Origin of the sequence: Pseudomonas syringae pv. coryli str. NCPPB 4273 (assembly GCF_000972175.1) — a bacterium.
In the GTDB taxonomy this organism is placed as follows: Bacteria; Pseudomonadota; Gammaproteobacteria; order Pseudomonadales; family Pseudomonadaceae; genus Aquipseudomonas; species Aquipseudomonas syringae.
In genome coordinates this window covers 20189-44594 of record NZ_AWQP01000026.1, presented here as the reverse complement: position 1 = coordinate 44594, position 24406 = coordinate 20189, and the positions used below count along the sequence as shown (strand labels likewise).

General features: G+C 58.0%; 20 protein-coding genes. 11 read left to right on the top strand and 9 right to left on the bottom strand.

Annotated features, from left to right (window positions below):
- Positions 1–9: 9 nt before the first annotated feature.
- The 3 genes from P406_RS13505 to P406_RS13495 form a co-directional block, all read right to left on the bottom strand.
- A complete protein-coding gene (locus P406_RS13505; protein WP_003368687.1) occupies positions 10–363 on the bottom strand; it encodes a lipoprotein in 354 nt (117 codons plus the stop codon).
- Between the two features lie 134 nt (positions 364–497).
- Positions 498–2354 carry an Lnb N-terminal periplasmic domain-containing protein gene (locus P406_RS13500; RefSeq protein ID WP_046236448.1) on the bottom strand — a complete coding sequence of 619 codons (1857 nt, stop codon included), beginning with the start codon at positions 2352–2354 and terminating at the stop codon, positions 498–500.
- Between the two features lie 62 nt (positions 2355–2416).
- A complete protein-coding gene (locus P406_RS13495) occupies positions 2417–2905 on the bottom strand; it encodes a DUF3015 domain-containing protein (protein WP_046236447.1) in 489 nt (162 codons plus the stop codon).
- Positions 2906–3181: 276 nt separating this feature from the next.
- Between P406_RS13495 and P406_RS13490 the strand changes: the two genes are divergently transcribed.
- From P406_RS13490 to bamJ, 5 genes are all read left to right on the top strand, one after another.
- The gene (locus tag P406_RS13490) at positions 3182–5617 is read left to right on the top strand and encodes a Lon protease family protein (protein ID WP_004411841.1); all 2436 of its coding nucleotides are present in this window, start codon (positions 3182–3184) and stop codon (positions 5615–5617) included.
- Positions 5618–5784: 167 nt separating this feature from the next.
- On the top strand, positions 5785–6114 hold the full coding sequence (locus P406_RS13485) for a PA4575 family protein (RefSeq protein WP_046236459.1): 330 nt from the start codon (positions 5785–5787) through the stop codon (positions 6112–6114).
- 122 nt (positions 6115–6236) lie between these two features.
- Positions 6237–6725, top strand: coding sequence for a TIGR00645 family protein (locus tag P406_RS13480; protein WP_046236446.1), 489 nt, complete (start codon positions 6237–6239; stop codon positions 6723–6725).
- Between the two features lie 108 nt (positions 6726–6833).
- Positions 6834–7142: a DUF6482 family protein gene (locus P406_RS13475; protein ID WP_004411837.1), complete on the top strand. Its 309-nt coding sequence runs from the start codon at positions 6834–6836 to the stop codon at positions 7140–7142.
- 152 nt (positions 7143–7294) lie between these two features.
- Positions 7295–7912, top strand: a complete 618-nt coding sequence (bamJ, locus tag P406_RS13470) for a BamJ family beta-barrel-assembly machinery protein (protein WP_003419060.1) — start codon at positions 7295–7297, stop codon at positions 7910–7912.
- Positions 7913–7991: 79 nt separating this feature from the next.
- On the opposite strand, the gene P406_RS13465 is transcribed toward bamJ, so the two are convergent.
- Both P406_RS13465 and P406_RS13460 read right to left on the bottom strand, forming a co-directional pair.
- Complete coding sequence (locus P406_RS13465; protein ID WP_002555214.1) at positions 7992–8234, bottom strand: PA4570 family protein; 243 nt, start codon at positions 8232–8234, stop codon at positions 7992–7994.
- Between the two features lie 514 nt (positions 8235–8748).
- Positions 8749–10332 (bottom strand): peptide chain release factor 3, encoded by a 1584-nt coding sequence (locus P406_RS13460; RefSeq protein ID WP_003396266.1) that lies wholly within the window; start codon positions 10330–10332, stop codon positions 8749–8751.
- A gap of 343 nt (positions 10333–10675) precedes the next feature.
- Between P406_RS13460 and P406_RS13450 the strand changes: the two genes are divergently transcribed.
- The 4 genes from P406_RS13450 to P406_RS13435 are packed head-to-tail and all read left to right on the top strand — an operon-like array spanning position 10676 to position 14118.
- On the top strand, positions 10676–11389 hold the full coding sequence (locus P406_RS13450; protein WP_004411830.1) for an ABC transporter permease: 714 nt from the start codon (positions 10676–10678) through the stop codon (positions 11387–11389).
- A gap of 14 nt (positions 11390–11403) precedes the next feature.
- Positions 11404–12297: a glycine betaine ABC transporter substrate-binding protein gene (locus P406_RS13445; protein ID WP_004411828.1), complete on the top strand. Its 894-nt coding sequence runs from the start codon at positions 11404–11406 to the stop codon at positions 12295–12297.
- A gap of 13 nt (positions 12298–12310) precedes the next feature.
- Positions 12311–12964 carry an ABC transporter permease gene (locus P406_RS13440; protein ID WP_003396269.1) on the top strand — a complete coding sequence of 218 codons (654 nt, stop codon included), beginning with the start codon at positions 12311–12313 and terminating at the stop codon, positions 12962–12964.
- The gene (locus P406_RS13435; RefSeq protein ID WP_003400013.1) at positions 12961–14118 is read left to right on the top strand and encodes an osmoprotectant ABC transporter ATP-binding protein OsmV; all 1158 of its coding nucleotides are present in this window, start codon (positions 12961–12963) and stop codon (positions 14116–14118) included. Before P406_RS13440 ends, P406_RS13435 begins: the two co-directional genes overlap by 4 nt.
- 40 nt (positions 14119–14158) lie before the next feature.
- Here P406_RS13435 and P406_RS13430 read toward each other — a convergent pair whose 3' ends face one another.
- A complete protein-coding gene (locus tag P406_RS13430) occupies positions 14159–16639 on the bottom strand; it encodes a M60 family metallopeptidase (protein ID WP_046236458.1) in 2481 nt (826 codons plus the stop codon).
- Positions 16640–17107: 468 nt separating this feature from the next.
- On the opposite strand from P406_RS13430, the gene P406_RS13425 reads away from it, so the two are divergent.
- On the top strand, positions 17108–18271 hold the full coding sequence (locus P406_RS13425) for a type III PLP-dependent enzyme (RefSeq protein WP_046236444.1): 1164 nt from the start codon (positions 17108–17110) through the stop codon (positions 18269–18271).
- A gap of 61 nt (positions 18272–18332) precedes the next feature.
- Here P406_RS13425 and P406_RS13420 read toward each other — a convergent pair whose 3' ends face one another.
- From P406_RS13420 to P406_RS13410, 3 genes are all read right to left on the bottom strand, one after another.
- Positions 18333–19142, bottom strand: coding sequence for a hypothetical protein (locus P406_RS13420; RefSeq protein WP_032699838.1), 810 nt, complete (start codon positions 19140–19142; stop codon positions 18333–18335).
- A gap of 113 nt (positions 19143–19255) precedes the next feature.
- Complete coding sequence (locus tag P406_RS13415) at positions 19256–20248, bottom strand: alpha-xenorhabdolysin family binary toxin subunit B (protein ID WP_046236443.1); 993 nt, start codon at positions 20246–20248, stop codon at positions 19256–19258.
- Positions 20249–20255: 7 nt separating this feature from the next.
- Positions 20256–21500: an alpha-xenorhabdolysin family binary toxin subunit A gene (locus P406_RS13410; protein WP_046236442.1), complete on the bottom strand. Its 1245-nt coding sequence runs from the start codon at positions 21498–21500 to the stop codon at positions 20256–20258.
- A gap of 343 nt (positions 21501–21843) precedes the next feature.
- Between P406_RS13410 and P406_RS13405 the strand changes: the two genes are divergently transcribed.
- Positions 21844–24366, top strand: coding sequence for a PepSY domain-containing protein (locus P406_RS13405; RefSeq protein WP_046236441.1), 2523 nt, complete (start codon positions 21844–21846; stop codon positions 24364–24366).
- Positions 24367–24406: the final 40 nt, after the last annotated feature.

Here is a 24406-nt window from a genome sequence, read left to right as displayed (position 1 = left end):
CTTTGCGGGTCAGTTCGGACGATAGGCCTTGGCGGCACTGCGGGTCTTTTCCTGCTCCCAGGCACGGTCACGCTCATTGAAGACCTGGCCGGGATCGAGCCGGTCGCGATTGTCCTGCGAGGTCTCGCACTGACGAAAGCCATCGGTCCAGCCCTGGGCGTAGAGCTTGTCTTTCAGGTAACGGGGCACGTTTTTGCGGAATTGGCCGGTCGTGGCGCCTGCTGCGTCCCTGCCGCTGCTGCAACCGTCCTGATAGCCGTCTGCAAAACCCGGCGGATAACCCTCGGCCAGCATCTGGTCACGGGTGGACTGACAACCCGCCAGCACGATGGCCAGCGACAACAACAGCCAATACCGCTTCATGGTGATTCCCTCTGCTTATGAGAGGAGTCTAGAAGGTAATTTGTGAGTTATTCGTAAAAGCGATGTAGGGAACGCGTGATGGCAGTGTGCTTCTATTTTCGACGCACACTGCCGGCGATTCACTACTGACCCGGTCAGTAGTGATACCACTTCACCTCAAGCATCACCTCGTTCTGCGGCGAGCTCATCTGGCTGAATTCGCGCTGGGCACTCAGGCGCAGGCCGAGGTTGCGGGACAGCTCCCATTGCTGGTTGAGGCTGACGCTGCGGCGCACTTCGCCATTGGTGAAGTAGTCGCCCTTGGCTTCCAGGCTCAGGTTGCCCAGCGGGTTGCGCCACAGCACGCCCGTGTTGAAGCCCGCAGCGGGGGAGATGAATTCGGCGAAATCGTTGTTGTGCTCGACCCGCACGGTGCCCAGTGCAAAGCCGAGCATGTCGTCGGTCAGTTGCCAGGTGCCGCCGCCACCACCGTTGACATGGCTGACGAGGTTTTCGTCGCCGTGCTTGCCGAGAACCCGCTCCAGACCCCCGGTGACTTGCCATGACCAGGGTTTCAGCAGCTCGGTACGCGGGGTCAGTGAGCGAATGGTCGCCAGGTCCAGTTGTTGCAACTGCCAGTCATTGCCTTCGTATTGACGCACCTTGAGCTGAAGAATCTCGATCTGCGCACCCAGCGGGAAGCCATAGGCGTTGTCGTTCAGGTCGTGATAGGCCATGCGCAGGCCATATTCGGCAAACGCCTTGTCACCGCGTGTGCCCGCTCCCAACTGCCAGGTGCGTGATTCATGGCCTTCTTCCGGCAGGCCGGGGCGCGGGATGTCCAGTTGTGGCGGCGGGTTCTGATTGATCGCCTGCAACAGTTCGAAGCTGCGTTGCGAGCGTTGTGTATCGCGCTCAAGGCCGTTGGCGCGGTAGCGTTCCAGACGATAGGCGGCGTCCTGAATCAATGCACGGCGTTCTTTGGGCTGCGCAAGGTACTCGCTATTCTGCAGCTGTTTCTGATCGGCGCTGACCTTCAATACCCACTGTTGCTCATCTGCATCGAGCGGTTCGGCGCGGCTCAGCAGTTCGCGTTCGCGTGACGGGCGATAGTCGATCTTCTCCACCAGCCCGGCGGCCTTGATTGCCTTGACCGTATCGGTCGGGATCGCGGTCAGGCCGAACTGATCGGTAAGCTTCAGGCCCGGGCGGGCGACCTGCAGCAATTCCAGCAGCCGGTACGAGCAGTTTTCGTCGAAGAAGAAATAACTGAAACGGATCTGTTTCAGCTCCCAGACGTGCTCGACCATGCGCCCGGTTTCTTCCGCAGTCAGGTTCAGCCGGTATTCCCACAGGTCACGGTTTTCCAGGCTGCGGTATTCCGACAGTTTTTCCTGATACGGCACCAGCGCGAACAACCCGGGGTAGCCGCCTGCCAGACCTTTCCATGCGTACAGAATGCTGTTGTCCATGCCTTCGATGTAGGCACCGAAGTTGATCGCGTAGCTCAGTAAGGTGGTGTTGTTGGTTTTCGCGCTGGCCGGATCGATGCGCAGCAGCGTATGGCCAAACATCGACGAGGGACTGTTGAGGTACGCGGCCGGGAAAATCAGCACGGTGCTGTCCGGCGCCACATCCTTGTACCAGGCCTTGAATTCCTTGCAGTCCGGCGTCGGCAGGTCAGTCAGGTGCAACTGGTCACGCAGCCAGCGGGTGCGTGCCGGGTACACGCACTGGGCGTGGGTCTGTTCGTTACTGACGGGTGCGTAAATAGCGTCGAGTGTTGCGCTCAGCTCCGCCTGCGGGTCGTGTGCACCGTTGGCGGCGAGAAAGAATTTCGGGTCTGTGACATAGCTGCGCCAGCCACCGAGCTTGCCGGCTTCGTAGTGACCCAGGGAAATCCAGAACGGCTCATTGGCCAATTGCTGCAAACGGTCAGCGCTGGCATGAGGTGCCGCGGACAAAAAAGGGGCACAGACGAACAGCGCCAGCGATACAAGACGTTTGAGCATAGAGGGCAACTAGTCAGAAAAGGGGATCCCGCCCTTTACGAACAAAGGGCGGGCGAACGACTTTAAGCCTGGGTAGCGTACTTGGCCAGAGTCGGATCGTTTTTCAGAACATTGACGGTGTTGGTGTGGACGTCTTCGGCAGTGGCGTCGGCCTTGCTGAAGATTTGCGAGAAGTGCTCGTGGGTGACGGCGGCGAAGTGCTCGCGGTCTTCTGGTGCAACGCCCAGTACCACAGCGTAGGTTGTCAGTGCTTCGCCCTGACCCATGGCCATGTCCTTGGAGAGTTCATCCATCATGCCGTTCATGGCAAGCCAGGATTTACCGCCGTAGGTCAGTGCGCCGTTGGTGGAGCAGCCGTTGGTCCCGGAGGTCATGCCGAAGGTGGCGTTACCCGAAGTACCGTTGGTGGTCGAAGCCAGGAAGTGAGCTGGAGTACCGCGTTGACCTTCAAACAGCAGGTTGCCCCAACCGCAGTCAGGGCCGCCTGGTGCTTGAGCCATAGCGTTGATCGATACAGCGGCGAAGAGCGTTCCAAGAAGAATCCGTTTCATAGCTTTTTCTCTTTTTAGTTCAGCCAAGGGTCGAGTTTCTTGAGTCGTTACATCAAGACAGACGGCCAGCCAGCAACCACCTGTTCAGTTTGGAGTTTAGGCACGTTCCAAGGGTTCCGTGAGTGATTACAGATTATTACCTGAAAACGGCTTTTTTCAGGACGCGGCTCGTGGCGCTGCACACGCAAATGCTTTTCGGCTCTTTCCTGCCTTGCAAGTCGTGTACAGCGAGCGCCAGAATGCCGACATCTGCCCCGCCTGATGTAAGGATTACTGATGCCCGATTCTGTCGCAGCCAACCTACGCCTGGCGCCCAACGCGCTGACCCGTCCGTTTTCCGCTGAGCAGTTCAGCTTTGCGACCACCCACGAGCTCGAACCCTTTCGCGGTGTCCTTGGCCAGGAGAGAGCCGTAGAGGCCCTGCAGTTCGGCGTTGCTATGCCGCGCCCCGGTTACAACGTATTTGTCATGGGCGAGCCCGGCACCGGGCGCTTTTCGTTCGTCAAACGCTACCTCAAGGCCGAAGGCAAACGGATGCAGACGCCGTCGGACTGGGTCTACGTCAATAACTTCGACGAGCCCCGCGAGCCCAAGGCGCTGGAGCTGCCACCGGGCTCTGCTCATGAATTCACCGCCGACATCGGCGGCCTGATCGACAACCTGCTGGTGACCTTCCCGGCGGTTTTCGAGCACCCGTCGTACCAGCAGAAGAAAAGCTCGATCGACCGCGCGTTCAATCAGCGCTACGACCGTGCACTTGATGTCATCGAGCGCCTGTCGCTGGAAAAGGACATCGCGCTGTATCGCGACAGCTCCAACATCGCGTTCACGCCGATGGCCGACGGCAAGGCGCTGGACGAGGCCGAGTTTTCGCAACTGCCCGAAGCGGATCGCGAGCGCTTCCACGAAGATATCTCCGCGCTCGAGGAGCGTCTCAACGAAGAGCTGGCCAGCCTGCCGCAGTGGAAGCGCGAGTCCAACAATCAGTTGCGTCAGTTGAATGAAGAAACCATCACCCTGACCCTGCAACCCTTGCTGGCACCACTCTCGGAAAAGTACGCCGAGAACGCTGCGGTCTGCGCCTACCTGCAGGCCATGCAGGTGTACCTGCTCAAGACGCTGGTCGAGCAGTTGGTCGATGACGCGAAGACCGACGCCCAGGCGCGCAAGCTGCTGGAAGAGCAGTACAGCCCGAGTCTGGTGGTCGGGAATACCCGTGACGGCGGTGCGCCGGTGGTTTTCGAACAGCACCCCACCTACGACAACCTGTTCGGGCGCATCGAATACAGCACCGATCAGGGCGCGCTGTACACCACGTATCGGCAACTGCGCCCTGGCGCTCTGCATCGCGCCAACGGCGGTTTCCTGATTCTGGAAGCCGAGAAGATGCTGGGCGAGCCGTTCGTCTGGGATGCGCTCAAGCGTACCCTGCAATCGCGCAAGCTGAAGATGGAGTCGCCGCTGGGCGAGCTCGGCCGCGTTGCCACCGTGAGCCTGACGCCGCAGGTGATCCCGTGGAACGTCAAAATCATCATCATCGGTTCGCGTTCGCTGTACTACACCCTGCAAGACCTCGATCCTGACTTCCAGGAGATGTTCCGGGTGCTGGTCGACTTCGATGAAGAGATTCCGATGGTCGACGAGACGCTCGAGCAATTCGCTCAGCTACTCAAGACCCGGACCTCGGAAGAGGGCATGGCGCCGCTGACCGCCGACGCGGTGGCACGACTGGCGACTTACAGCGCCCGTTTGGCCGAGCATCAGGGGCGTTTGTCGGCGCGTATCGGTGACCTGTTCCAGCTGGTCAGCGAGGCCGATTTCATCCGCCAGCTGGCCAACGACGACAAGACCGACGCCGGGCATATCGAGCGTGCGCTCAAGGCCAAGGCCACCCGTACCGGGCGGGTTTCGGCACGGATTCTCGATGACATGATGGCTGGCGTGATCCTGATCGACACTGACGGTGCGGCGGTCGGCAAATGCAACGGCCTGACGGTACTGGAGGTCGGCGACTCGGCCTTCGGCGTCCCCGCGCGCATTTCCGCCACGGTTTACCCGGGTGGCAGCGGGATCGTCGACATCGAGCGTGAGGTCAACCTTGGCCAGCCGATTCACTCCAAGGGCGTGATGATCCTCACCGGCTACCTCGGTAGCCGTTATGCCCAGGAATTCCCGCTGGCGATTTCCGCGAGCATCGCGCTCGAGCAGTCCTATGGTTACGTGGACGGCGACAGTGCGTCGCTGGGCGAGGTCTGCACGCTGATCTCTGCGCTGTCACGCACGCCACTCAAGCAGTGCTTCGCGATTACCGGCTCCATCAACCAGTTTGGTGAGGTTCAGGCGGTGGGCGGGGTCAATGAAAAGATCGAGGGCTTCTTCCGCCTCTGCGAAGCCCGTGGACTGACCGGCGAGCAGGGCGCGATCATTCCGCATGCCAACGTCACCACGCTGATGCTGGATGAGCGTGTGGTGCAGGCTGTTCGTGCCGGGCAATTCCACATCTATGCCGTACGTCAGGCCGATGAGGCGCTGAGCCTGCTGGTGGGCGAACCTGCCGGTGCGCCTGACGAGCACGGCGAGTTCCCTGAGGGCAGCGTCAATGCGCGCGTGGTGGAGCGTTTGCGCGATATCGCAGAGATGCTCAGCGACGAAGACCTCAAGGAAGAGCTGGAAAAGGAGCCTGCGCAGTTGCAGCCTGAACTCAAGGTCTGACAGCGCAGGAGCCGGGCGGTGAGGGCCGCCCGGTGCTCCGTTCATCAGGGATAGTTTCTCGCAGGATGGTTTTCTTCTAGTCTTGAGGTGATCGCAGTGGCCAAGGAGATTGGCGTGCATCCTGCTAAACGAGAAGGATGAATACTGTTGCTGATCAGGAGCGCATCATGCAGCGTAGCCTTTGCCTTACCCGAGAATGCATGGGGCTGATGACCCGTATCGAGTGTGTCATCCGGCCTCTGCGCAGTGACAGCGGACAGTGGATGGTGCTCTTCGCGGCCGGAATGGCTGCAGAACAGCCTTCCGCAATCAAGTCCCAAGGGCCTTTCAGAGGCCTGCCCGAAGCGCAATCGGTGCTCACCAGCGTTATCGAAAGCCTGTCGTTGCATGGTTATCAATGTGCCGATGACGTTCCTATCTGGACGCTGCACATCCAGGCTGAACTGCGCCGTATTGATAGCGACAGGATGGTTTGTCAGAGCTCGTCGCTGTTCTAGCCTTGAATCAGCTTCCTCAGCAGCGCGCTAACGGCCGCTGTGCGATATTTTGTCGCATGGTCAGAGCGGCGCATTACCGCTGATATACTCGCCCGCTCCTTTAAAACACCTTGCGAGTATCAATGGAACGTTTTTTTGAAAATGCCATGTACGCATCGCGCTGGCTGCTGGCGCCGATCTATTTCGGCCTCTCCCTTGGCCTGCTGGCGTTGTGTCTGAAGTTTTTCCAGGAAATCTTTCACGTCATCCCCAACATCTTCTCGCTGGCCGAAGCTGACCTGATTCTGGTGCTGCTGTCGCTGGTCGACATGGCGCTGGTAGGTGGCTTGCTGGTGATGGTGATGATCTCCGGCTACGAGAACTTCGTGTCGCAGCTGGACATCGACGAGGACAAGGAAAAGCTCAACTGGCTGGGCACTATGGATTCGTCTTCATTGAAGATGAAAGTCGCAGCATCGATTGTCGCGATTTCTTCCATCCACCTGTTGCGGGTGTTCATGGACGCCACCAACATCAAGCCCGAATACCTGATGTGGTACGTGATTATCCACATGACGTTCGTGATATCGGCGTTTGCGATGGGCTATCTGGACAAGGTCACCAAGCACTGAGACAACGCTGAATGACAGGGGCGGGCGTTATCGTTTCTGGCATGTCGGCGCTGTGTGTTGTAAAACGTCCGTTCCGATGCATCAGGCGTTTGCGCAGGAGGTTCGATCATGAATTATCAGGAATTTATCGGCCACGCCCAGGCCGGGCGGGTCGATGAGCTGAACCTGATCTCCATCGAAGGCGGCATCTACCTGCTGGATGTGCGCATGAATGGCACTTCGGTGATGCTCAAGGACCCGGCGGGCAAGACCCTGCATCTTCGCTCGGTAGAGCATGCCCGGGATTTGCTCAAGGACATACCGGTGGTGCCTTTTTACCTGGTCCATTGCGTGGTCCATGACGAGCTGTGCGGCATGCCGGTCAATGACCGCTCTGAAATGCGCCTGCCGATCTCGTTTCATTCTTCATGGTCCTGATCGCCAGCCGTGGATTGCGGCTGCGGTAGGGGCTGCAGCGGCAATTGTGCTAGGCTGCTCGGCCTTTTGGTTCGGGGCGCATCAGCGTATAGCGTGATTGCCGTTCAGGTTTTGCGCGATACCGACTGCGTGCCCCTCTACGGAGCAGTGTCATGTCCGAAGTCAATCTGTCCACCGACGAAACCCGCGTCAGCTACGGCATTGGCCGTCAGTTGGGCGATCAGTTGCGCGACAACCCGCCACCGGGCGTCGATCTGGAAGCCATCGTCGCAGGCCTGCGCGATGCGTTTGGCGGTCAGCCAAGCCGTGTCGGTCAGGAAGAAATGTCCGCCAGCTTCAAGGTCATCCGCGAAATCATGCAGGCTGAAGCAGCCGCCAAGGCTGAACAGGCTGCGGGCGCCGGCAAGGCCTACCTGGCTGAAAACGCCAAGCGCGAAGGCGTGACCACGCTGGCCTCGGGTCTGCAATTCGAAGTCGTGACCGCTGGCACCGGCGCCAAGCCAACCCGTGAAGATCAGGTACGCGTTCACTACCACGGCACGTTGATCGACGGTAATGTCTTCGACAGCTCCTACGATCGTGGCGAGCCGGCCGAATTTCCGGTCAGCGGCGTAATTGCCGGCTGGACCGAGGCGCTGCAACTGATGAACGCCGGCAGCAAATGGCGTCTGCACGTGCCGAGCGAGCTGGCTTACGGCGCTCAGGGCGTAGGCAGCATCGCACCGCACAGCGTGCTGGTGTTTGACGTGGAACTGCTGGACGTTCTGTAAGCGACCCGGTCGATGCAGATAGTCGCTGAACGGATCGCGCCGATTCGTTCAGCGACGCAGTTGTGCTGATGCTTCATGCTCAGTGCAACTCACCCATGGGGCGCAACGCCCGCGCGTAGCAGAACAGAAACAGGTTTCTCACCAGTTCCTTGAGCACCAATGGCTCGCTGGAGCTCAAGCTGCACACATCCAGATCGCCCTGATCGCGTAATTCCTCCAGCGCTTCCTCTTCCAGTACGGCACACACTTCCCCCGTCTCGCGATGGAGAATTCTCAGGTAAGGGTGGGGTCTGTCCAGCCATGCATCGATCAAATAGGTCATGTCTCATCTCCTGTGCAAGTCAGATGAGAATAATTCTTATTGGGATAATAGCAAGGCTCTATTGAGATTAATTCTCATTTTGCGCTGAATGGTTGATCCAGATCAGCGAATGCCGGTCGAGAGAGGACGCGGAGCGTCCAGAACTGCATGCCGACGCGGAGCATCGGCACGATAGGTGTTCTCGCGGACGCTTATCATTCCTCACGCCCGACGCAGGGCATCGGCACGATAGTTGGAGAACTATCGTTCCTCACGCTCCAGCGTGGGAATGCCGTTCGTGACGCTCTGCGTCACAAATCTGCGCCACGTCGCAAGTCTAGGACAGGACGCGGAGCGTCCAGAACTGCATGCCGACGCGGAGCATCGGCACGATAGGTGTTCTCCCGGACGCTTATCATTCCTCACGCTCGACGCGGAGCATCGGCACGATAGTTACAGAACTATCGTTCCTCACGCTCCAGCGTGGGAATGCCGTTCGTGACGCTCTGCGTCACACAGCGACGCCATCGGCCGGTCAGTGGTGCTCGCGGGTAGCGCGGAATTTCACGTCGGGCCAGCGTTCTTCCATCAGCGCCAGGTTCACGCGGGTAGGGGCGAGGTAGGTCAGGTGACCGCCGCCGTCCACTGCCAGGTTTTCCACCGCCTTGTTCTCAAACTCTTCGAGCTTCTTCTTGTCGTCGCAGTCGATCCAGCGGGCTGACCACACAGTGATCGGCTCGTAGGCGCATTCGACCTTGTATTCTTCCTTGAGACGGCTGGCGACCACATCGAACTGCAGCACACCGACGGCGCCGAGGATGATGTCGTTGCTGCGCTGCGGGAAGAACACCTGCGTGGCGCCTTCTTCGGCCAGCTGTTGCAGACCCTGACGCAGTTGCTTGGACTTGAGCGGGTCCTTCAGGCGTACGCGACGGAACAGCTCCGGGGCGAAGTGCGGGATACCGGTGAACCCCAGGGCTTCGCCCTCGGTGAAGGTATCGCCGATCTGGATGGTGCCGTGGTTGTGCAAGCCGATGATGTCGCCGGCGTAGGCTTCTTCCAGCTGCTCGCGTTCCGACGAGAAGAACGTCAGCGCGTCGCCGATCCGTACGTCCTTGCCCAGGCGCACATGGCGCATTTTCATGCCCTTGTCGTAACGGCCCGAGCAGATACGCATGAAGGCGATGCGGTCGCGGTGCTTGGGATCCATGTTCGCCTGGATCTTGAACACGAAACCGCTGAATTTCTCTTCCGCCGGCTCGACGGTGCGCTCGTTGGCCACACGTGCCAGCGGCTTGGGCGCCCAGTTCACCACGGCATCGAGTACATGATCGACGCCGAAGTTGCCCAGCGCGGTGCCGAAGAACACCGGGGTCAGCTGACCGTCGATGAATTCCTGCTGGTTGAATTCGTGGCAGGCACCCTGCACCAGCTCCAGCTGCTCGACGAAGCGCTCGTATTCATCGCCCAGGTGGGCGCGGGCTTCGTCCGAATCGAGCTTCTCGATGATTTTGGTTTCGGTGCGCTCGTGGCCGTGACCCGCGGTGTAGACAATGATGTAGTCATCGGCCAGGTGATAGACACCCTTGAAGTCCCGGTAGCAACCGATCGGCCAGGTGATCGGTGCCGCCTTGATCTTGAGGACCGCTTCGATTTCATCGAGCAGCTCGATCGGGTCGCGGATATCGCGGTCGAGCTTGTTGATGAAACTGACGATAGGCGTGTCACGCAGACGGCAGACATCCATCAGCGCGATGGTGCGCGGCTCGACGCCTTTACCGCCGTCGAGGACCATCAAGGCCGAGTCGACCGCCGTCAGGGTGCGGTAGGTGTCTTCGGAGAAGTCTTCGTGGCCCGGGGTGTCGAGCAGGTTGATCATGTGGTCGCGATACGGAAACTGCATCACGGACGTGGTAATGGAAATACCACGCTGTTTCTCCATTTCCATCCAGTCGGAGGTGGCGTGACGGTCGGATTTACGCGACTTGACCGTACCGGCGACGGAAATGGCCTTGCCCATCAGCAGGAGTTTTTCCGTGATGGTGGTTTTACCCGCATCCGGGTGGGAAATAATGGCGAAAGTGCGGCGTTTCGCGACTTCGGCGGCCTGTTGGGTCATGGGAAATCGCCTGGGATGGGATTGAAAAAGGGCGCAGATTATAGCTCAACTCGCGGCAATAACCGAACCGTTCAGACAATAAACGATGGCCAGATAATGTCTCGTGTGGGAACCTTTCAGGTCGTGGAGACGTCCACTCCCCCGTCAAAGCTCGCAACGAAGCCAACGCAAGGGGCTGATTCATCAGCATGTTGGCTTGACGAAGCTGCGCTTATGGCTTGTGTTTTCGCCGAGGTTAAACCCTTACCGGCGACCCACCCGCTGCTCTTCGCGAACGTTATTGCCGGCGTCCTCTCGGACGTCCAGGTCAACGCGTTCGCCGACTGAAATAAGGAGTCCGCCTGTGGCAAATCGCTATGGCAAGGGGCTATTGGGAGGTGCGGTTGCGATCGCACTCCTGGCCCTGCTGATCCACTGGATCGGCATCAGTACTATCAAGCAATACCAGGATGACCTGCTGTTCTATCTTCAGGCTCACCTGATTCTGGTTGTGGTTTCAATGTTGGCGGCCCTGGTGGTCGGCATCCCTGCGGGCATTGCCCTCAGCCGACCGAGTATGGTTGGACGCGCCGAACGCTTCATGCAGATATTCAACATTGGTAACACCGTTCCTCCTCTTGCCGTTCTGGCCATTGCCCTCGGGATTCTCGGGATCGGCAGTGGGCCGGCGATCTTCGCGCTGTTCCTCGCCTCGCTGTTGCCGATCGTGCGCAACACCTACGAGGGCTTGAAAAACGTTCAGGGTTCACTCAAGGAAGCTGCCGTCGGTATTGGCATGACTCCGCGCCAGGTGCTGTGGCGTGTCGAGCTGCCCAACGCTGTACCGATCATTATCGGTGGCGTGCGGGTCGCGCTGGCGATCAATGTCGGGACTGCGCCGCTGGCGTTTCTCATCGGTGCCAACAGCCTTGGCAGTCTGATTTTCCCGGGCATTGCGTTGAACAACCAGCCGCAACTGGTGCTGGGTGCGGCGTGTACCGCTCTGCTGGCGCTGCTGCTCGATGGTCTGGTGATACTGGTCAGTCGTCTTTGGCTGGAACGCGGACTGGCTCGCTGAGCGAAGGAAATCTCATGAAAAGAATATGCTTGTTTTTAGGCTTTGCCTTGCTGTTTCCGGCATTGGCCCAGGCTGCGGAAAAGCCGCTGTTACGTGTCGGCGCACGGGTGTTCACCGAACAGACCATGCTTGCCGAACTGACTGCGCAATACCTGCGGACCAAGAACTACGACGTGCAGATTACCGGCGGTCTCGGCAGCAACCTGGCGCGCAGCGCTCAGGAAAGCGGTCAGCTGGATCTGTTATGGGAATACACCGGTGTGTCGCTGGTGGCCTATAACCACATCGACGAAAAACTCGACAGCGCCCAGACCTATGCGCGGGTGAAAGAAGTCGATGCGAAGAAAGGCCTGGTCTGGCTTTCGCCGTCGAAGTTCAACAATACCTACGCGCTGGCACTGCCGCAAAAAGTGGCTGACAAGTACCCGCAGGTCAACACCATGACCGACCTGACCAAAGTGCTCAAGGACGAAGCCAAAGAGGGTCATGTCGTAGCGCTGGACACCGAGTTTGCCAACCGTTCCGACGGCCTGATCGGCATGGTCAAGCACTACGACATGAATCTCGGTCGGGAAAATACCCGGCAGATGGACGCCGGGCTGGTCTACACCGCCTTGCGCAACGGCCAGGTTTTCGCCGGTCTGGTGTACACCACCGACGGTCGTCTGAATGCGTTCAAACTGAAAGTGCTGGAAGACGACAAGCACTACTTCCCGGACTATACCGCGGCGCCGGTGATCCGTCAGGAATATCTGGATAAGCATCCGGACATCGCCACGCTGCTCAAGCCGCTGGCTGACCTGCTGGACAACCAGACCATGATCGACCTCAACGCTCGCGTGGACGTCGGCCATGAAAGCCCAACCACGGTTGCTGCAGATTTTCTGCGCCAGCACCCATTGAATTAAGGAAGGAGACGATATGAGTTTCTTGAGCGCCTTCTCCCATCTGGACTGGGCACAGGTCCTGCACCTGACCTGGCAGCACATTACGCTGGTGGGCATCGCCGTGACCCTGGCGATTGTCGTCGGTGTGCCGTTGGGCGTGTTGATGACGCGTTTTCCAGTGCTGGCGGGCCCTTTGCAGGCCAGCGCCACGGTGTTGCTGACCGTGCCGTCGATCGCCCTGTTCGGTCTGCTGCTGCCGTTCTACTCCAAGTTCGGCCAGGGCCTTGGCCCGATGCCGGCGATTACCGCGGTGTTCCTTTACTCGCTGCTGCCGATCATGCGTAACACCTATCTGGCCCTCACAGGCGTAGAACCGGGTATCCGCGAAGCCGCCAAAGGCATCGGCATGACCTTCGGCCAGCGTCTGCGCATGGTCGAGCTGCCCATCGCAGTGCCTGTGATCCTCGCCGGTGTGCGCACCGCCGTGGTGATGAATATCGGTGTCATGACCATCGCCGCGACCATCGGTGCCGGTGGTCTGGGTGTACTCATTCTTGCTTCTATCAGCCGCAGCGATATGTCGATGCTGATCGTCGGCGCGGTACTGGTCAGCATTCTGGCCATCATCGCCGACCTTCTCCTGCAATGGCTGCAACGCACGCTGACTCCAAAAGGATTACTGAAATGATCGAACTCCAGAACCTCTCCAAGACTTTCCAGAGCAACGGCAAAGAAGTGAAGGCTGTCGATTCGGTCAGCCTCACGGTCAACGAAGGCGAAATCTGCGTCTTTCTCGGCCCGTCGGGCTGCGGCAAGAGCACCACGCTGAAAATGATCAACCGCCTGATCATGCCGACCTCCGGCAAAGTGCTGATCAATGGCGAAGACACCACTGGTCTGGACGAAGTGACCCTGCGTCGCAACATCGGCTACGTGATTCAGCAGATCGGTCTGTTCCCGAACATGACCATCGAAGAGAACATCGTGGTCGTGCCCAAGCTGCTCGGTTGGGACAAGCAGCGTTGCCATGATCGTGCTCGCGAACTGATGAGCATGATCAAGCTGGAGCCCAAACAGTACCTGCATCGTTACCCGCGTGAACTGTCCGGCGGCCAGCAACAGCGTATCGGCGTGATCCGTGCCCTGGCAGCCGACGCACCTTTGCTGTTGATGGACGAACCGTTCGGTGCGGTCGACCCGATCAACCGCGAGATGATCCAGAACGAGTTCTTCGAGATGCAGCGCGCGCTGAACAAGACCGTGATCATGGTCAGCCACGACATCGACGAAGCCATCAAGCTGGGCGACAAGATCGCGATTTTCCGTGGCGGCAAACTGCTGCAGATCGATCACCCGGACACCTTGCTCGCGCATCCGGCTGACGACTTCGTCAGCAGCTTCGTCGGCCAGGACAGCACCCTCAAGCGTCTGCTGTTGGTCAAGGCCGAAGACGCCGCCGACAACGCGCCGTCGGTCAGCCCGGAAACCCCGGTCGCCGACGCACTGGAAGTGATGGACGAAAACGACCGTCGCTACATCGTTGTCACCGACAGCGAGAACAAGGCGATGGGTTATGTGCGTCGTCGTGACCTGCACCGCCAGCAGGGCACCTGCGCGCAGTTCCTGCGTGAATTCAACGCCACTGCCGCTTACGACGAGCACTTGCGCATCCTGCTGTCGCGCATGTACGAGTTCAACCGCGCCTGGCTGCCGGTGCTGGATGCCGAGAACGTATTCCTGGGTGAAGTGACGCAAGAGTCCATTGCGGCTTATCTGAGCTCGGGCCGTTCGCGTGGCATGAAGACCAGTATCGTCTCGCCAGCCGAGCAAGTGGCTTCCTGACCGGCTGCATTGCCGCCAGCGTCATGGCTGGCGGCAATGTTCACACCTGGAATTTCTCCAGGCCACATTGAGTGGCGTCGTTTTCCTGCAATGCAGACGCAGTCATGGCGTCTGCAGCGTCGCTCTCATACAGCGTTGTCACGACCCCCTGATACTCGACGTTCACTTTACAGTGGTCATTACCCTCGAACTTCTCGCTGCTGGTCCAGACCCGGTTGGACACACTTGAATAGTAGGCTGTGCCTTGGGTGATCTCGGAGGCATAGAGGTCGTTGACGAAAAGCTTGTAGTTATGCTTTTTAAACGTGTCGCCCTCGAAATACACCTCCAGCAGGTCATCTGTTCTGACGACCTTCGCAACTGTCAGTCGCAACAACATGCTCTGGGCAATGGCCAGATAAGAACGGTATGCCGCCCGGTTTGTCACGCTGATGAGCGGGTTGCCGTTGACGGTCATGTACAGGGCATCAACGCTTGCCTGATCGACACCTGCTACCAGTCGGGTCATCGTGGAGTCGGTGAAGAGCTGGCGGACAGGCAGGGCGATTTTTGCCTGTTCGACGTTGCCGGAGAACAGGGTATAGGTTTTCCCGATGCCTCCAGCTGCCGTGATGGTCACCTCTTGATGGCCTACGCCGCCGGGGCGTATCCAGGTGTTTTCAACAAGTTCTGAGCCGTTGGGGTAGCCCTTCTCAAGCGTTGCATAAGGAGGGGCTCCAAAGATGATCGTGTAATCATGACTCTTGAAAGCCTCATCCTCGAACGTGACCTGAACAAGTCCTGCGCTGACGATCACGCTACTTATGGTTTTTTGCAGGAGCAACCGTTGTGCACGGTTCAATAGTCGGCCGTGCAGTTCATCGGTCTTTGCTTCCTCCAGATTGAAGAAAAGAACGTCCAGCCTTGGCTGGGTAATGCCGGGCCTGAGTTCAGCGCAACGGTCATCGGTAAACAATGCCTTGATATTGAACAGCAGGATGGGACGTGATGCGGTGCTGGCCGCGGTATATAGCTTGCTTCCAGCAAACACTTTGACCGACGCCTCATCCCCTTCGGAGATGGGGGTGTCGGCTTCAACGTAGGCGACGCCTTCTTCGATACGGGCTTCACAACCCACGCATTCGCCATTGTCTGTCCATGCCACTAACGTTCCGTTGAGCATTATTTCGTAGCGGTATGGCGTGTACCATTGCTCGGCAACCGTAAACTTTATCCGGTCTTGAAAGGTGGCGTGAACGCTGGACAGGATATGGGCGAGCTCCGGGATATAAGTGGTCAGCGGCAGAGCGATTGGAATCGTCATCTCAGCGTCATTCTTCCAAATGGCCTGTGTCAATGCGGGCAGGTCTGCGATCTGGTTGAGGGTTTCAGGGGTTGAGTACAACCCCCAGCGATCGAAGAATTCCGCCAGGTTGAGGTGGCTCAGCAGCGAAGTTTCGACGATGAAGCGCTGCGCTTTATCGTCGCTGACGGTGGGCGGGTTGTGCATGAGCCGATAGCGCTGGTGCAATTGCGGGTAGAACGACGTACCGAAGCTAAGGCGCAATTGCCAGAGCATGACAAGCTTGTGCCCGGCGTCCTTGATGTTGTCGTACTCTCGCAGGCTACTGGCCAGGTACTCTTTCATAGGGGCGTAACTGGAGTCGGCGCCTGTAGCACGGTCAAGGAAAAACTCTTGGGCGGCCATCGAATAGAGATTGACCGTGACCTCTGTCATTCCGGTGCCGGTGCCCCATGTCATGGGGCTGAGTTGTCGTTGATGGCCGCTTTCGTGCCAAGGGCCCCAACCATCTTCAGGGGCGGTTGACAGCAAACGCGCCAGCGCAGCCGATCCGTTAAACCCCATATGACCGTCTGTAGCAAACATATAAAGCCGGTCCGCTTCCACGTAGAAATGTTTACTGGGATCGAGCGCCCATTCCGTCGTGCCGTAATCGATCAGGCCTGAAATACCATCCTGCGCTCTTATGGCATTATCGAAATTGCCCATCAGCTTCACGGGATTGGTCAGGTAGAGCTGTGCGCTCTGATAGCGCACCACGACAATAGCCCTCGGGCTAGTAAGCAGCACGACAGGCGCTTGGCTGTAGTGCGCCATTTGCTGTTCCCATTCCAGATTGGTCATATCCATCATGAAAAACGGCACATGGTTGTACTGTCCTGTTATGTCCAGAACCACGTGACCAAGCGGGTCCAGATTGGTAAAGCCCAGCAGGCCTGTGTTGGTAGCGACAAGAACGTTCAGGCCACGTTTCAGCGGGTAGGACGTGGGGGTATCCAGTTCCGGCACCCCGATCACTGCAGACACCAGATTCATGTACAGACTGGTTGCTGTTATTTCCAGCCGATCGCCTTTCGTTACATAAATGTTAGTCGGCTGAAAGTCGGTGTGCCCTCTGGCCCGGGCCTGCCGTTGGCGATGACTTTCGGCAGAGCCGAAGCCCAAGGCTTGCCACCGGGTTTGGGCTTGAACTGCACTGGGCGCAACGGAGCTTGCGGCGTGAGGGTGTCGGTCATCCATGATCGTTACCTGAAAGGGCGGTCTGAGCTGTTTATTGAGCGCGCAACCTCTGCATCCGTCTACTGACAGAACTGACAGGCTGATTGGCTTTGCGTGCCGGTGAATAAGGTGATGCCCAGCGTGCTGCGAAAAGGCATTGGCGACGGCGGTGGGGAACATCTGCCTGTCATGCAGGTCGGTTAAACAGGTCCTTGGGAAGGCAACTCAAGAGCCCTGTGCAAAAACGCGACATTTTTTGTTGATATCCGGCCCCTCAGGTCCTAAAGTTCGCGCCGAACGTCCATGCTGGAAACGATCCATCCGGCTCAAGTACTGACGACGAGACAGCAAGGCCAGGAAGGCAGCCCTTCAGGGCCTTTTTGCTTTCGGCGACATGCCTTGGGAAGTAGGCGAACCAAAGTGGGGATACGGAGGGCGTTCATTTGTACCCATTGACCAATACCGTTTGCCAATAGGAGTTCCAGCAGCATGCCGATCAATGTCGAAGACTACTACTCAGCCGAAACCTTCAAGAAAATGAAGGCGTTCGCTGACAAGCAAGAAACTCCGTTCGTGGTCATTGATACTGACATCATCAGCAAGGCATATGACGACCTGCGTGCGGGCTTCGAATTCGCCAAGGTTTATTATGCGGTCAAGGCCAACCCTGCCGTTGAAGTCATCAATCTGCTCAAGGAAAAGGGTTCGAGCTTCGACATCGCGTCGATCTACGAGCTGGACAAGGTCCTGAGCTGTGGTGTCGGCCCGGAGCGCATGAGCTACGGCAACACCATCAAGAAATCCAAGGACATTCGCTACTTCTACGAGAAGGGCGTGCGTCTGTTCGCCACCGACTCCGAAGCCGACCTGCGCAACATTGCCAAGGCTGCACCGGGCGCGAAAGTCTATGTGCGCATCCTGACCGAAGGTTCGACCACTGCCGACTGGCCTCTGTCGCGCAAATTCGGCTGCCAGACCGACATGGCCATGGACCTGCTGATTCTTGCCCGCGACCTGGGTCTGGTGCCTTACGGCATCTCGTTCCACGTCGGCTCGCAGCAGCGCGACATCAGCGTCTGGGATGCTGCCATCGCCAAGGTCAAAGTGATCTTCGAGCGTCTGAAAGAAGAAGACGGCATCGTTCTCAAGCTGATCAACATGGGTGGCGGCTTCCCGGCCAACTACATCACCCGCACCAACAGCCTGGAAACCTACGCTGAAGAGATCATCCGCTTCCTCAAGGAAGACTTCGGTGATGACCTGCCGGAAATCATTCTCGAGCCAGGCCGTTCGTTGATCTCCAACGCCGGCATCCTGGTCAGCGAAGTGGTACTGGTTGCCCGCAAGTCGCGTACCGCGGTCGAGCGTTGGGTATACACCGACGTGGGCAAGTTCTCCGGTCTGATCGAAACCATGGACGAAGCCATCAAGTTTCCGATCTGGACCGAGAAGAAAGGCGAAATGGAAGAAGTGGTCATCGCCGGTCCTACCTGCGACAGCGCCGACATCATGTACGAAAACTACAAGTACGGCCTGCCACTCAACCTGGCCATCGGTGATCGTATGTTCTGGTTGTCCACCGGCGCCTACACCACCAGCTACAGCGCAGTGGAATTCAATGGCTTCCCGCCGCTGAAGTCGTTCTACCTGTAAGCACTGTCCCGATATGAAAACCCGCGAGTGATCGCGGGTTTTTTTTGCGCTTCATCCGGGGTCAGGCAGTCAGGTCCTGCCCAGTGTCGAACCCTTTGGAAAGACGCTGGATTTCCCGCACGTTGACCAGTAGCAGTCCTGATTCCAGGCGGTAACGCGAAGGTTTGTCAGCTTTACGCACGCCGATAATACGGCTTACACAGGCCCAGAGCAGTTCCCACATTCGCGACAGGTAGGCACCCAGATTACTGGCGGCCGTGTAGGCGCGGGTGTACCACCCGGACGCGCGGTACACATAACCTTGTGCACGAAACAGTCGTTCTTGCGCATCGATCGCTTCTGGCGTACCGAATGACAGCGGCGGGGCGTTTGCCAGATTTTCCCGGAGAGGGTTGCCCGGCGTCAGGCCGAACGTGCGGCTATAGCGAGAGATGGCGTCGTTCAGGAAGTCGATAAGTCGCGGCAGGATGGTGCAGATACCCTGGGTCAGTTTCTGTACTGTCTGTTCCTCGTTATCGAACTCTTTCTCGAACGCCATCAGCCGCCCGCCTGCTGAGCCCCTCAGGTGCACGGCCAGCTCCTGGTGCTGCGTTGCACTTGCGGAAAACTGCGTGAGTTCTGCCGTCAGGGCGTCGAGTCGTCGGTGCATCGCCATCAGCCTGGGTAAAAGCGTCGACCAGACAGACAAGTCCTTGTCGGCCCTTTCAAGCACATGGCGTAGTTCGGGAACGGGGTAGGCGCTGCGTCTGGCCAACGGCACCTGATCAAGATGGACCTTGAAAGAGCGGGTCAATGCCGGAAGCCTCTGCAAGACCTGCAGGTAAGTGGTGAGGTCTTTGAAATCGCTTTGGTACAAGAGTTGTCCTGTCATGCTGGACCCTCGAGAATTGATGACTTTTTCGCTGCTGCCGAACGGCAGGTGCATAAACGCGGGTTGCAAGGGGCGTACAGGCCATTCCCCTTGCAACCCGGGTTTGGGTGCTATCAGCGAATGCGGTTCAAGTAGCCGATCAACTGTCGGCCCGATTCGATCAGGCGCATGCTGCGTTGGCTGTCATCGGATGTGCCCGTGGTGTTGATGTCCAGAAAGCTGTCCAGCGTGTTTTTGATCTTCTGGTATTGCTCGACATAAGCGGCACGCTGCTCGTCAAAAGCGTTGAAGCATTCAAGCAGTTCAATGCGCTGCGCGAACCCCATTTTGTCCTTGTCCAGGCTTGCTAATTGCTGGGACAGGGTATTGATGCGCTCGCGAAAGCCATCACGGCGTTTGATCATCGCGATGAGGTTGATCCCCGCAGCACCCTTTTCCAGGGTCGCCTTCATTTGCTCGAGCGCCAGCATGATCACGGCGAGTTGCGGAGGCTGCATTCCCAGGCTGAGCACCTTCTCCGCAGTGATCAAGGTGTCCTTGGCAATACTCGCCAGCCCTTTGCTTTCCAGAGCGTCAATAGCGCTGCTCAGCACTTGACGCTCGTCTTTCAACGTCGCCAGGCTGGTGTGAGAAGCATCAAGTTCGATGCCGGTTTTTGCTATGTCACCTTCCAGACTCTGTACAAACTCGGCAGTCTGCTGTCGATCGATACCTTGGGTCATGCCACTCACAGCACTGGCCAGTTGGTCGGCCGTTGCAGTGACATTGCTTACAAGGCGCTGACACTGAGCTTCAATATCTTCCAGATCCTCAGCATCCATGGGAGTAGCGGAGGATTGAGCGTACTGCCTCAGCAGGGCGGTCTTCGACTCGATATCGATGAGCAGGCGTTCAGCGTGTTCTCCGAGGCGCTGCTGTTCAGTGACGGCCAGGATGTTCAGGCGCGTGAGCTTTTCATAAAGGTTGGGCAGGTACTGGGTCTTGGCAAACAGCAGGTCTGCCTTTACCAGACTGTTACGCATGAGTTGCAGACTGCGAGTCATGACAGCGCGGTCAGGTACTTGAGCCGAGAAGGCGGTGTCATTGAGCGTGAGCGTATTTTTCATTGTCGAGTTATCCATAAATCCGTTTATATTCTTCATCGGCTTCCTTGAACACATTAAGCAATGCGTCCGAGTCGTCTTCGATGGTCTTCCAGGGTTGAACGACTTGTCTGAAGTGATTCATAAATTGCCTTAAAGACAAGGCGTCGTTTATTTCGGACGCCGACCCCGCAGACGCCTCAATGAACAGAAACAGTTTGTTCCATACGGTAATCAGGTTTTTAGTGGCCACGTCGGCATCGACCACAATCGTCGCCAGGTTCTGCAAATTAAACTTTACCCTGCTCAATGAACCCAGAATATTGTTCTTGCCTTGCAAGGTGTCTATGTCGGTGGCTTGTTGCGCCATTAATTCATTGCGTGCGTGCCTGACATTTTCAGCCTCGACGCCAAAGTAAATGCCCAGTGCCAGGCCAGCAATGTTCAAGCCACTGACAGAATTCAACGATTGTTGTACCGTCGCCTTGTATTCCTTGTTTTTTTCATCAATGTCCTTTGCGCGCTGTTCGATATCCAGGGTCAGCTTCGCCACGTCGGCCGGCAGTGAGCTGTTGTCGATGGCAACCATCTTGCGCTGTATCTCAGGCCCGACATACAGCGACAGGTCCAGGCCAAACTGATCCAGTTCCTTCTTGATGGTTTGGGCATCGGCCAGATTGGCGATGATCAGGTCCAGTATATCGGTGAGGTGGTAGCCGATTTCCTTGGTGATCTCCTTATCGTTTTCATCCAGCGCGATGCCCGGGAAGTCCTTGCCCAGTTCAAGGGTCAAGCGTTTAACATCCTCCAGTGTCTTGATCTGATAATGATCAACGATTTTTCCGGCCCTGATGTCGTCGTTGATTTCTTCCATGCTTTGGCCGTACACCAGCATCTTGCCTGCGAAAACTTTCAGTTTGCTGCCTATGCCCAGGAGGTCGGTGCGCAGAGGACTCCAGCGACGCGCATGCCGGTGAATAAGGTTGAAGCTTTTCAGGAAGTCTTCAGGCTCAAGCCCGGCACCGGCGCCTTTTGAATAGCCGAGATAAACAATGACGTCTTCCAGTTCAACGGGCAGGGCGAGGCCCGCTAATTCATATTTCTTGAGGTTGATAATCTGCTCTTTGGTCAGAATCAAACCGGGTGCACGGGTGACCTGCTTGTTATTGGCAGACGACATCGTACCGAACAGTTCGGCCGTTTTTATCGCCTCGTCCGCCTTGAGGTCACCGGATATAGGTTCTGCCTTCATGACGTCATAAAACATTGGGTTCATGGATATGTCCTTATTTCCACTGGGAGAACAGAAATTGGTCCCCTCCACGAGTTGATGTTCTCGTGCTGAAAAGATTAGAGTTTCAGGGGCGAGGGCGTCAAAGCAGAAACATGGTTTAAAGATGTAAGATAAATGACTCTTTACAGTCAGTCTGTCGTGGGCAACTGCCTTTTTAAATGAAGGTGGTATATGTGTAGATTTAATGTTCTTGATAAGGAAGTTTTGTACTCGTCAGCGGCGCGGATGAACAGGGAAACCCGCGTTGCCTCGATTTAAAGATGAGAATGTGTCGCGGTTGGAGCATAATGCGCGCCGCAGCCCGCAGAGGGGGGGAGCGTCGGCGTTGAAGAAAGTCCTGTTTCAACTGCACTGGTTCTTCGGGATCACGGCAGGTCTGGTGTTGACCCTCATGGGGATGACCGGTGCGTTGTATTCGTTCGAGGACGAAATTCTCGATGCGCTGAATCCGAATGTACTGTTGGTCGAGTCGCGTGGTGCCACGCTGCCACCTGTTGAACTGGTGCGCAGGCTGGAGGCCGCGACCGGCCTGACGGTCGCTATCCTGCGTGTCGAAACCACCGGCAATCGTGTCGCCCAGGTCTTCTTCACGCCCAAAGCGGGCGAGCGTCGAGGTCCCAAACGCAATTTCGACCCCTACACGGGTGAGCTGAAAGGCGATGCGGTGGGGGAGGGGTTTTTCGACTTTGTCCTGAAGCTGCACCGTTATCTGGCCATGGGCGAGGCGGGCAAGCAGGTTACGGCGGCGTGTACGCTGATTCTGGTGTTCTTTTGCCTGTCCGGGCTGTACCTGCGCTGGCCTCGCGCAGCGCGGAACTGGCGGGTCTGGCTGACGGTTGACTGGGCGAAGAAAGGCCGCAGTTTCAACTGGGACCTGCATTCGGTCTTCGGCACCTGGTGCCTGTTGTTCTACCTGTTGTTCGCCATCACGGGACTCACCTGGTCGTATGACTGGGTGAGCAACGGCCTGAATAAACTCATCGGTGATTCGCCCCTCGAGGAAGGCGTCGCTGCGCCAGCCAAGGCTGCTGAAAGATTGCCGCTGGTGGTCGATTACGTGGCGGTCTGGGACAGTGTCCAGAAGACCGCGGGGCCGGACTTGCGCGCTTACAATCTGCGCCTGCCTGCTGCGGGCGCTCAGCCTGCCACGGTGTTTTACCTGCTCAAGGATTCTCCGCACCCGCGTGCGCTGAACACCATCACCCTTGATCCGGCCAATGGTCAGGTCAGCTCGGTCGTACGTTATGCCGAACGCAGTTTCGGTGCGCAATTGCTGGCCAGCAATTACGCGCTGCACGTCGGCAGCTACTTCGGGCTCGTCGGGCGAATCATAATGACCGGCGCATCGTTGCTGATGCCGCTGTTCTTCATTACTGGCTGGTTGCTGTACCTGGATCGACGTCGCAAGCAGCGTGATATCCAGCGTGCTCGCGGTGAGGTTCAGGGTGATGACCACGACGATGACGCATCCTGGCTGGTCTGTTTCGCCAGTCAAAGCGGCTTCGCGGAACAATTGGCCTGGCAGACCGCTGGCCAGTTGCAGGCCTCAGGATTGTCGGTGCGCGTGAAGCGGCTGGGCGATCTGAGCGAAGAGGAGCTGTGCCAAAGCCGCAATGCCTTGTTCGTCGTCAGTACTTTTGGTGACGGAGAGGCGCCAGACAGTGCCCGACGTTTCGAGCGCAAGCTGCTGGGTAGTCCGCTTTCACTGAACCAGCTCGATTATGCCGTTCTGGCGCTGGGCGACCGGCAGTACCCGCACTTTTGCGGCTTTGCCCATCGTTTGCATGACTGGTTGACCGAGCGGGGCGCTCGCAGCGTGTTCCCGTCCGTTGAAGTGGACAGCGCCGATCCTGCGGCCCTGCAACACTGGCAGCAGCAATTGGGGACGTTGACCGGCTCCGTGCCGACAGCGCACTGGCAGATACCGGTTTTCGAGAACTGGACGCTGGCCCGGCGTGTGCTATTGAACGCTGGCAGCAGTGGTTCGAAGGTTTACCTGCTGGACCTGACGCCGCCAACCTCTGCGCACTGGCAGGCGGGGGATCTGGTCGAGGTGATGCCGCGCCACACGCTGCGGGTCATTGAGCCGTTTCTCGCCGGGTTGGGTGTCGATCCGGGCGTATCGGTCAGCGTGGATGGCTTGCAGGAGCCGCTCGCACAGGCGCTGGAAAGCCGTCAGTTACCGCAGAACCGTTCGCATCTGGTCGGGCTGCATGCGCAGGCGTTGATCGAGGCGCTGGTGCCGGTCTCCGTACGCGAATACTCGATTGCCTCGATTGCGCAGGACGGCTGCCTGCAGCTTATCGTGCGTCAGGAAGTGCATGCCGACGGCAGCCTGGGGCTGGGCTCGGGGTGGCTTACCGAACATTGTGCCGTTGGCGGTGCCGTCAGCCTGCGTTTGCGCCGCAACAGCAGCTTTCATCTGCCTGTCGAACCCATCCCGCTGATCCTGTTGGGTAATGGCACGGGGCTGGCCGGTTTGCGCAGCCTGCTCAAGGCGCGTATCGCTCAAGGGCAGGTGCGCAACTGGTTGTTGTTCGGCGAACGCAACCGTGCGCATGACTTTCATTGCGGCGCCGAATTGCAGGGCTGGTTACAGGCTGGTCATCTGACGCGCCTGGATCTGGCTTTTTCCCGTGATCAGGCGGAAAAAATCTACGTGCAGGATCGCTTGCGCGAAGCGGCCGATGAGCTGCGTCTATGGCTCGATGAGGGTGCAGCGATTTACATCTGTGGCAGCTTGCTGGGTATGGCGGCGGGCGTGGATCAGGTGTTGAACGAAGTGCTGGGCGAGCAGGCAGTCAGCGAACTGATCGAGGAAGGGCGGTATCGGCGGGACGTGTATTGACTAGCGAAGATCGGACGCAGAGCGTCCAGAACTGCGTGCC

Excerpts from the sequence above, each read along its gene's own strand:
- P406_RS13410 (WP_046236442.1), bottom strand. The coding sequence starts at position 21,500 with ATGAACCCAATGTTTTATGACGTCATGAAGGCAGAACCTATATCCGGT.
- bamJ (WP_003419060.1), top strand. The coding sequence starts at position 7,295 with ATGTCCGAAGTCAATCTGTCCACCGACGAAACCCGCGTCAGCTACGGC.
- P406_RS13475 (WP_004411837.1), top strand. The coding sequence starts at position 6,834 with ATGAATTATCAGGAATTTATCGGCCACGCCCAGGCCGGGCGGGTCGAT.
- P406_RS13415 (WP_046236443.1), bottom strand. The coding sequence starts at position 20,248 with ATGAAAAATACGCTCACGCTCAATGACACCGCCTTCTCGGCTCAAGTA.
- P406_RS13435 (WP_003400013.1), top strand. The coding sequence starts at position 12,961 with ATGATCGAACTCCAGAACCTCTCCAAGACTTTCCAGAGCAACGGCAAA.
- P406_RS13425 (WP_046236444.1), top strand. The coding sequence starts at position 17,108 with ATGCCGATCAATGTCGAAGACTACTACTCAGCCGAAACCTTCAAGAAA.
- P406_RS13490 (WP_004411841.1), top strand. The coding sequence starts at position 3,182 with ATGCCCGATTCTGTCGCAGCCAACCTACGCCTGGCGCCCAACGCGCTG.
- P406_RS13460 (WP_003396266.1), bottom strand. The coding sequence starts at position 10,332 with ATGACCCAACAGGCCGCCGAAGTCGCGAAACGCCGCACTTTCGCCATT.
- P406_RS13505 (WP_003368687.1), bottom strand. The coding sequence starts at position 363 with ATGAAGCGGTATTGGCTGTTGTTGTCGCTGGCCATCGTGCTGGCGGGT.
- P406_RS13440 (WP_003396269.1), top strand. The coding sequence starts at position 12,311 with ATGAGTTTCTTGAGCGCCTTCTCCCATCTGGACTGGGCACAGGTCCTG.
- P406_RS13480 (WP_046236446.1), top strand. The coding sequence starts at position 6,237 with ATGGAACGTTTTTTTGAAAATGCCATGTACGCATCGCGCTGGCTGCTG.
- P406_RS13445 (WP_004411828.1), top strand. The coding sequence starts at position 11,404 with ATGAAAAGAATATGCTTGTTTTTAGGCTTTGCCTTGCTGTTTCCGGCA.
- P406_RS13420 (WP_032699838.1), bottom strand. The coding sequence starts at position 19,142 with ATGACAGGACAACTCTTGTACCAAAGCGATTTCAAAGACCTCACCACT.
- P406_RS13430 (WP_046236458.1), bottom strand. The coding sequence starts at position 16,639 with ATGGATGACCGACACCCTCACGCCGCAAGCTCCGTTGCGCCCAGTGCA.
- P406_RS13495 (WP_046236447.1), bottom strand. The coding sequence starts at position 2,905 with ATGAAACGGATTCTTCTTGGAACGCTCTTCGCCGCTGTATCGATCAAC.
- P406_RS13500 (WP_046236448.1), bottom strand. The coding sequence starts at position 2,354 with ATGCTCAAACGTCTTGTATCGCTGGCGCTGTTCGTCTGTGCCCCTTTT.
- P406_RS13485 (WP_046236459.1), top strand. The coding sequence starts at position 5,785 with ATGCAGCGTAGCCTTTGCCTTACCCGAGAATGCATGGGGCTGATGACC.
- P406_RS13465 (WP_002555214.1), bottom strand. The coding sequence starts at position 8,234 with ATGACCTATTTGATCGATGCATGGCTGGACAGACCCCACCCTTACCTG.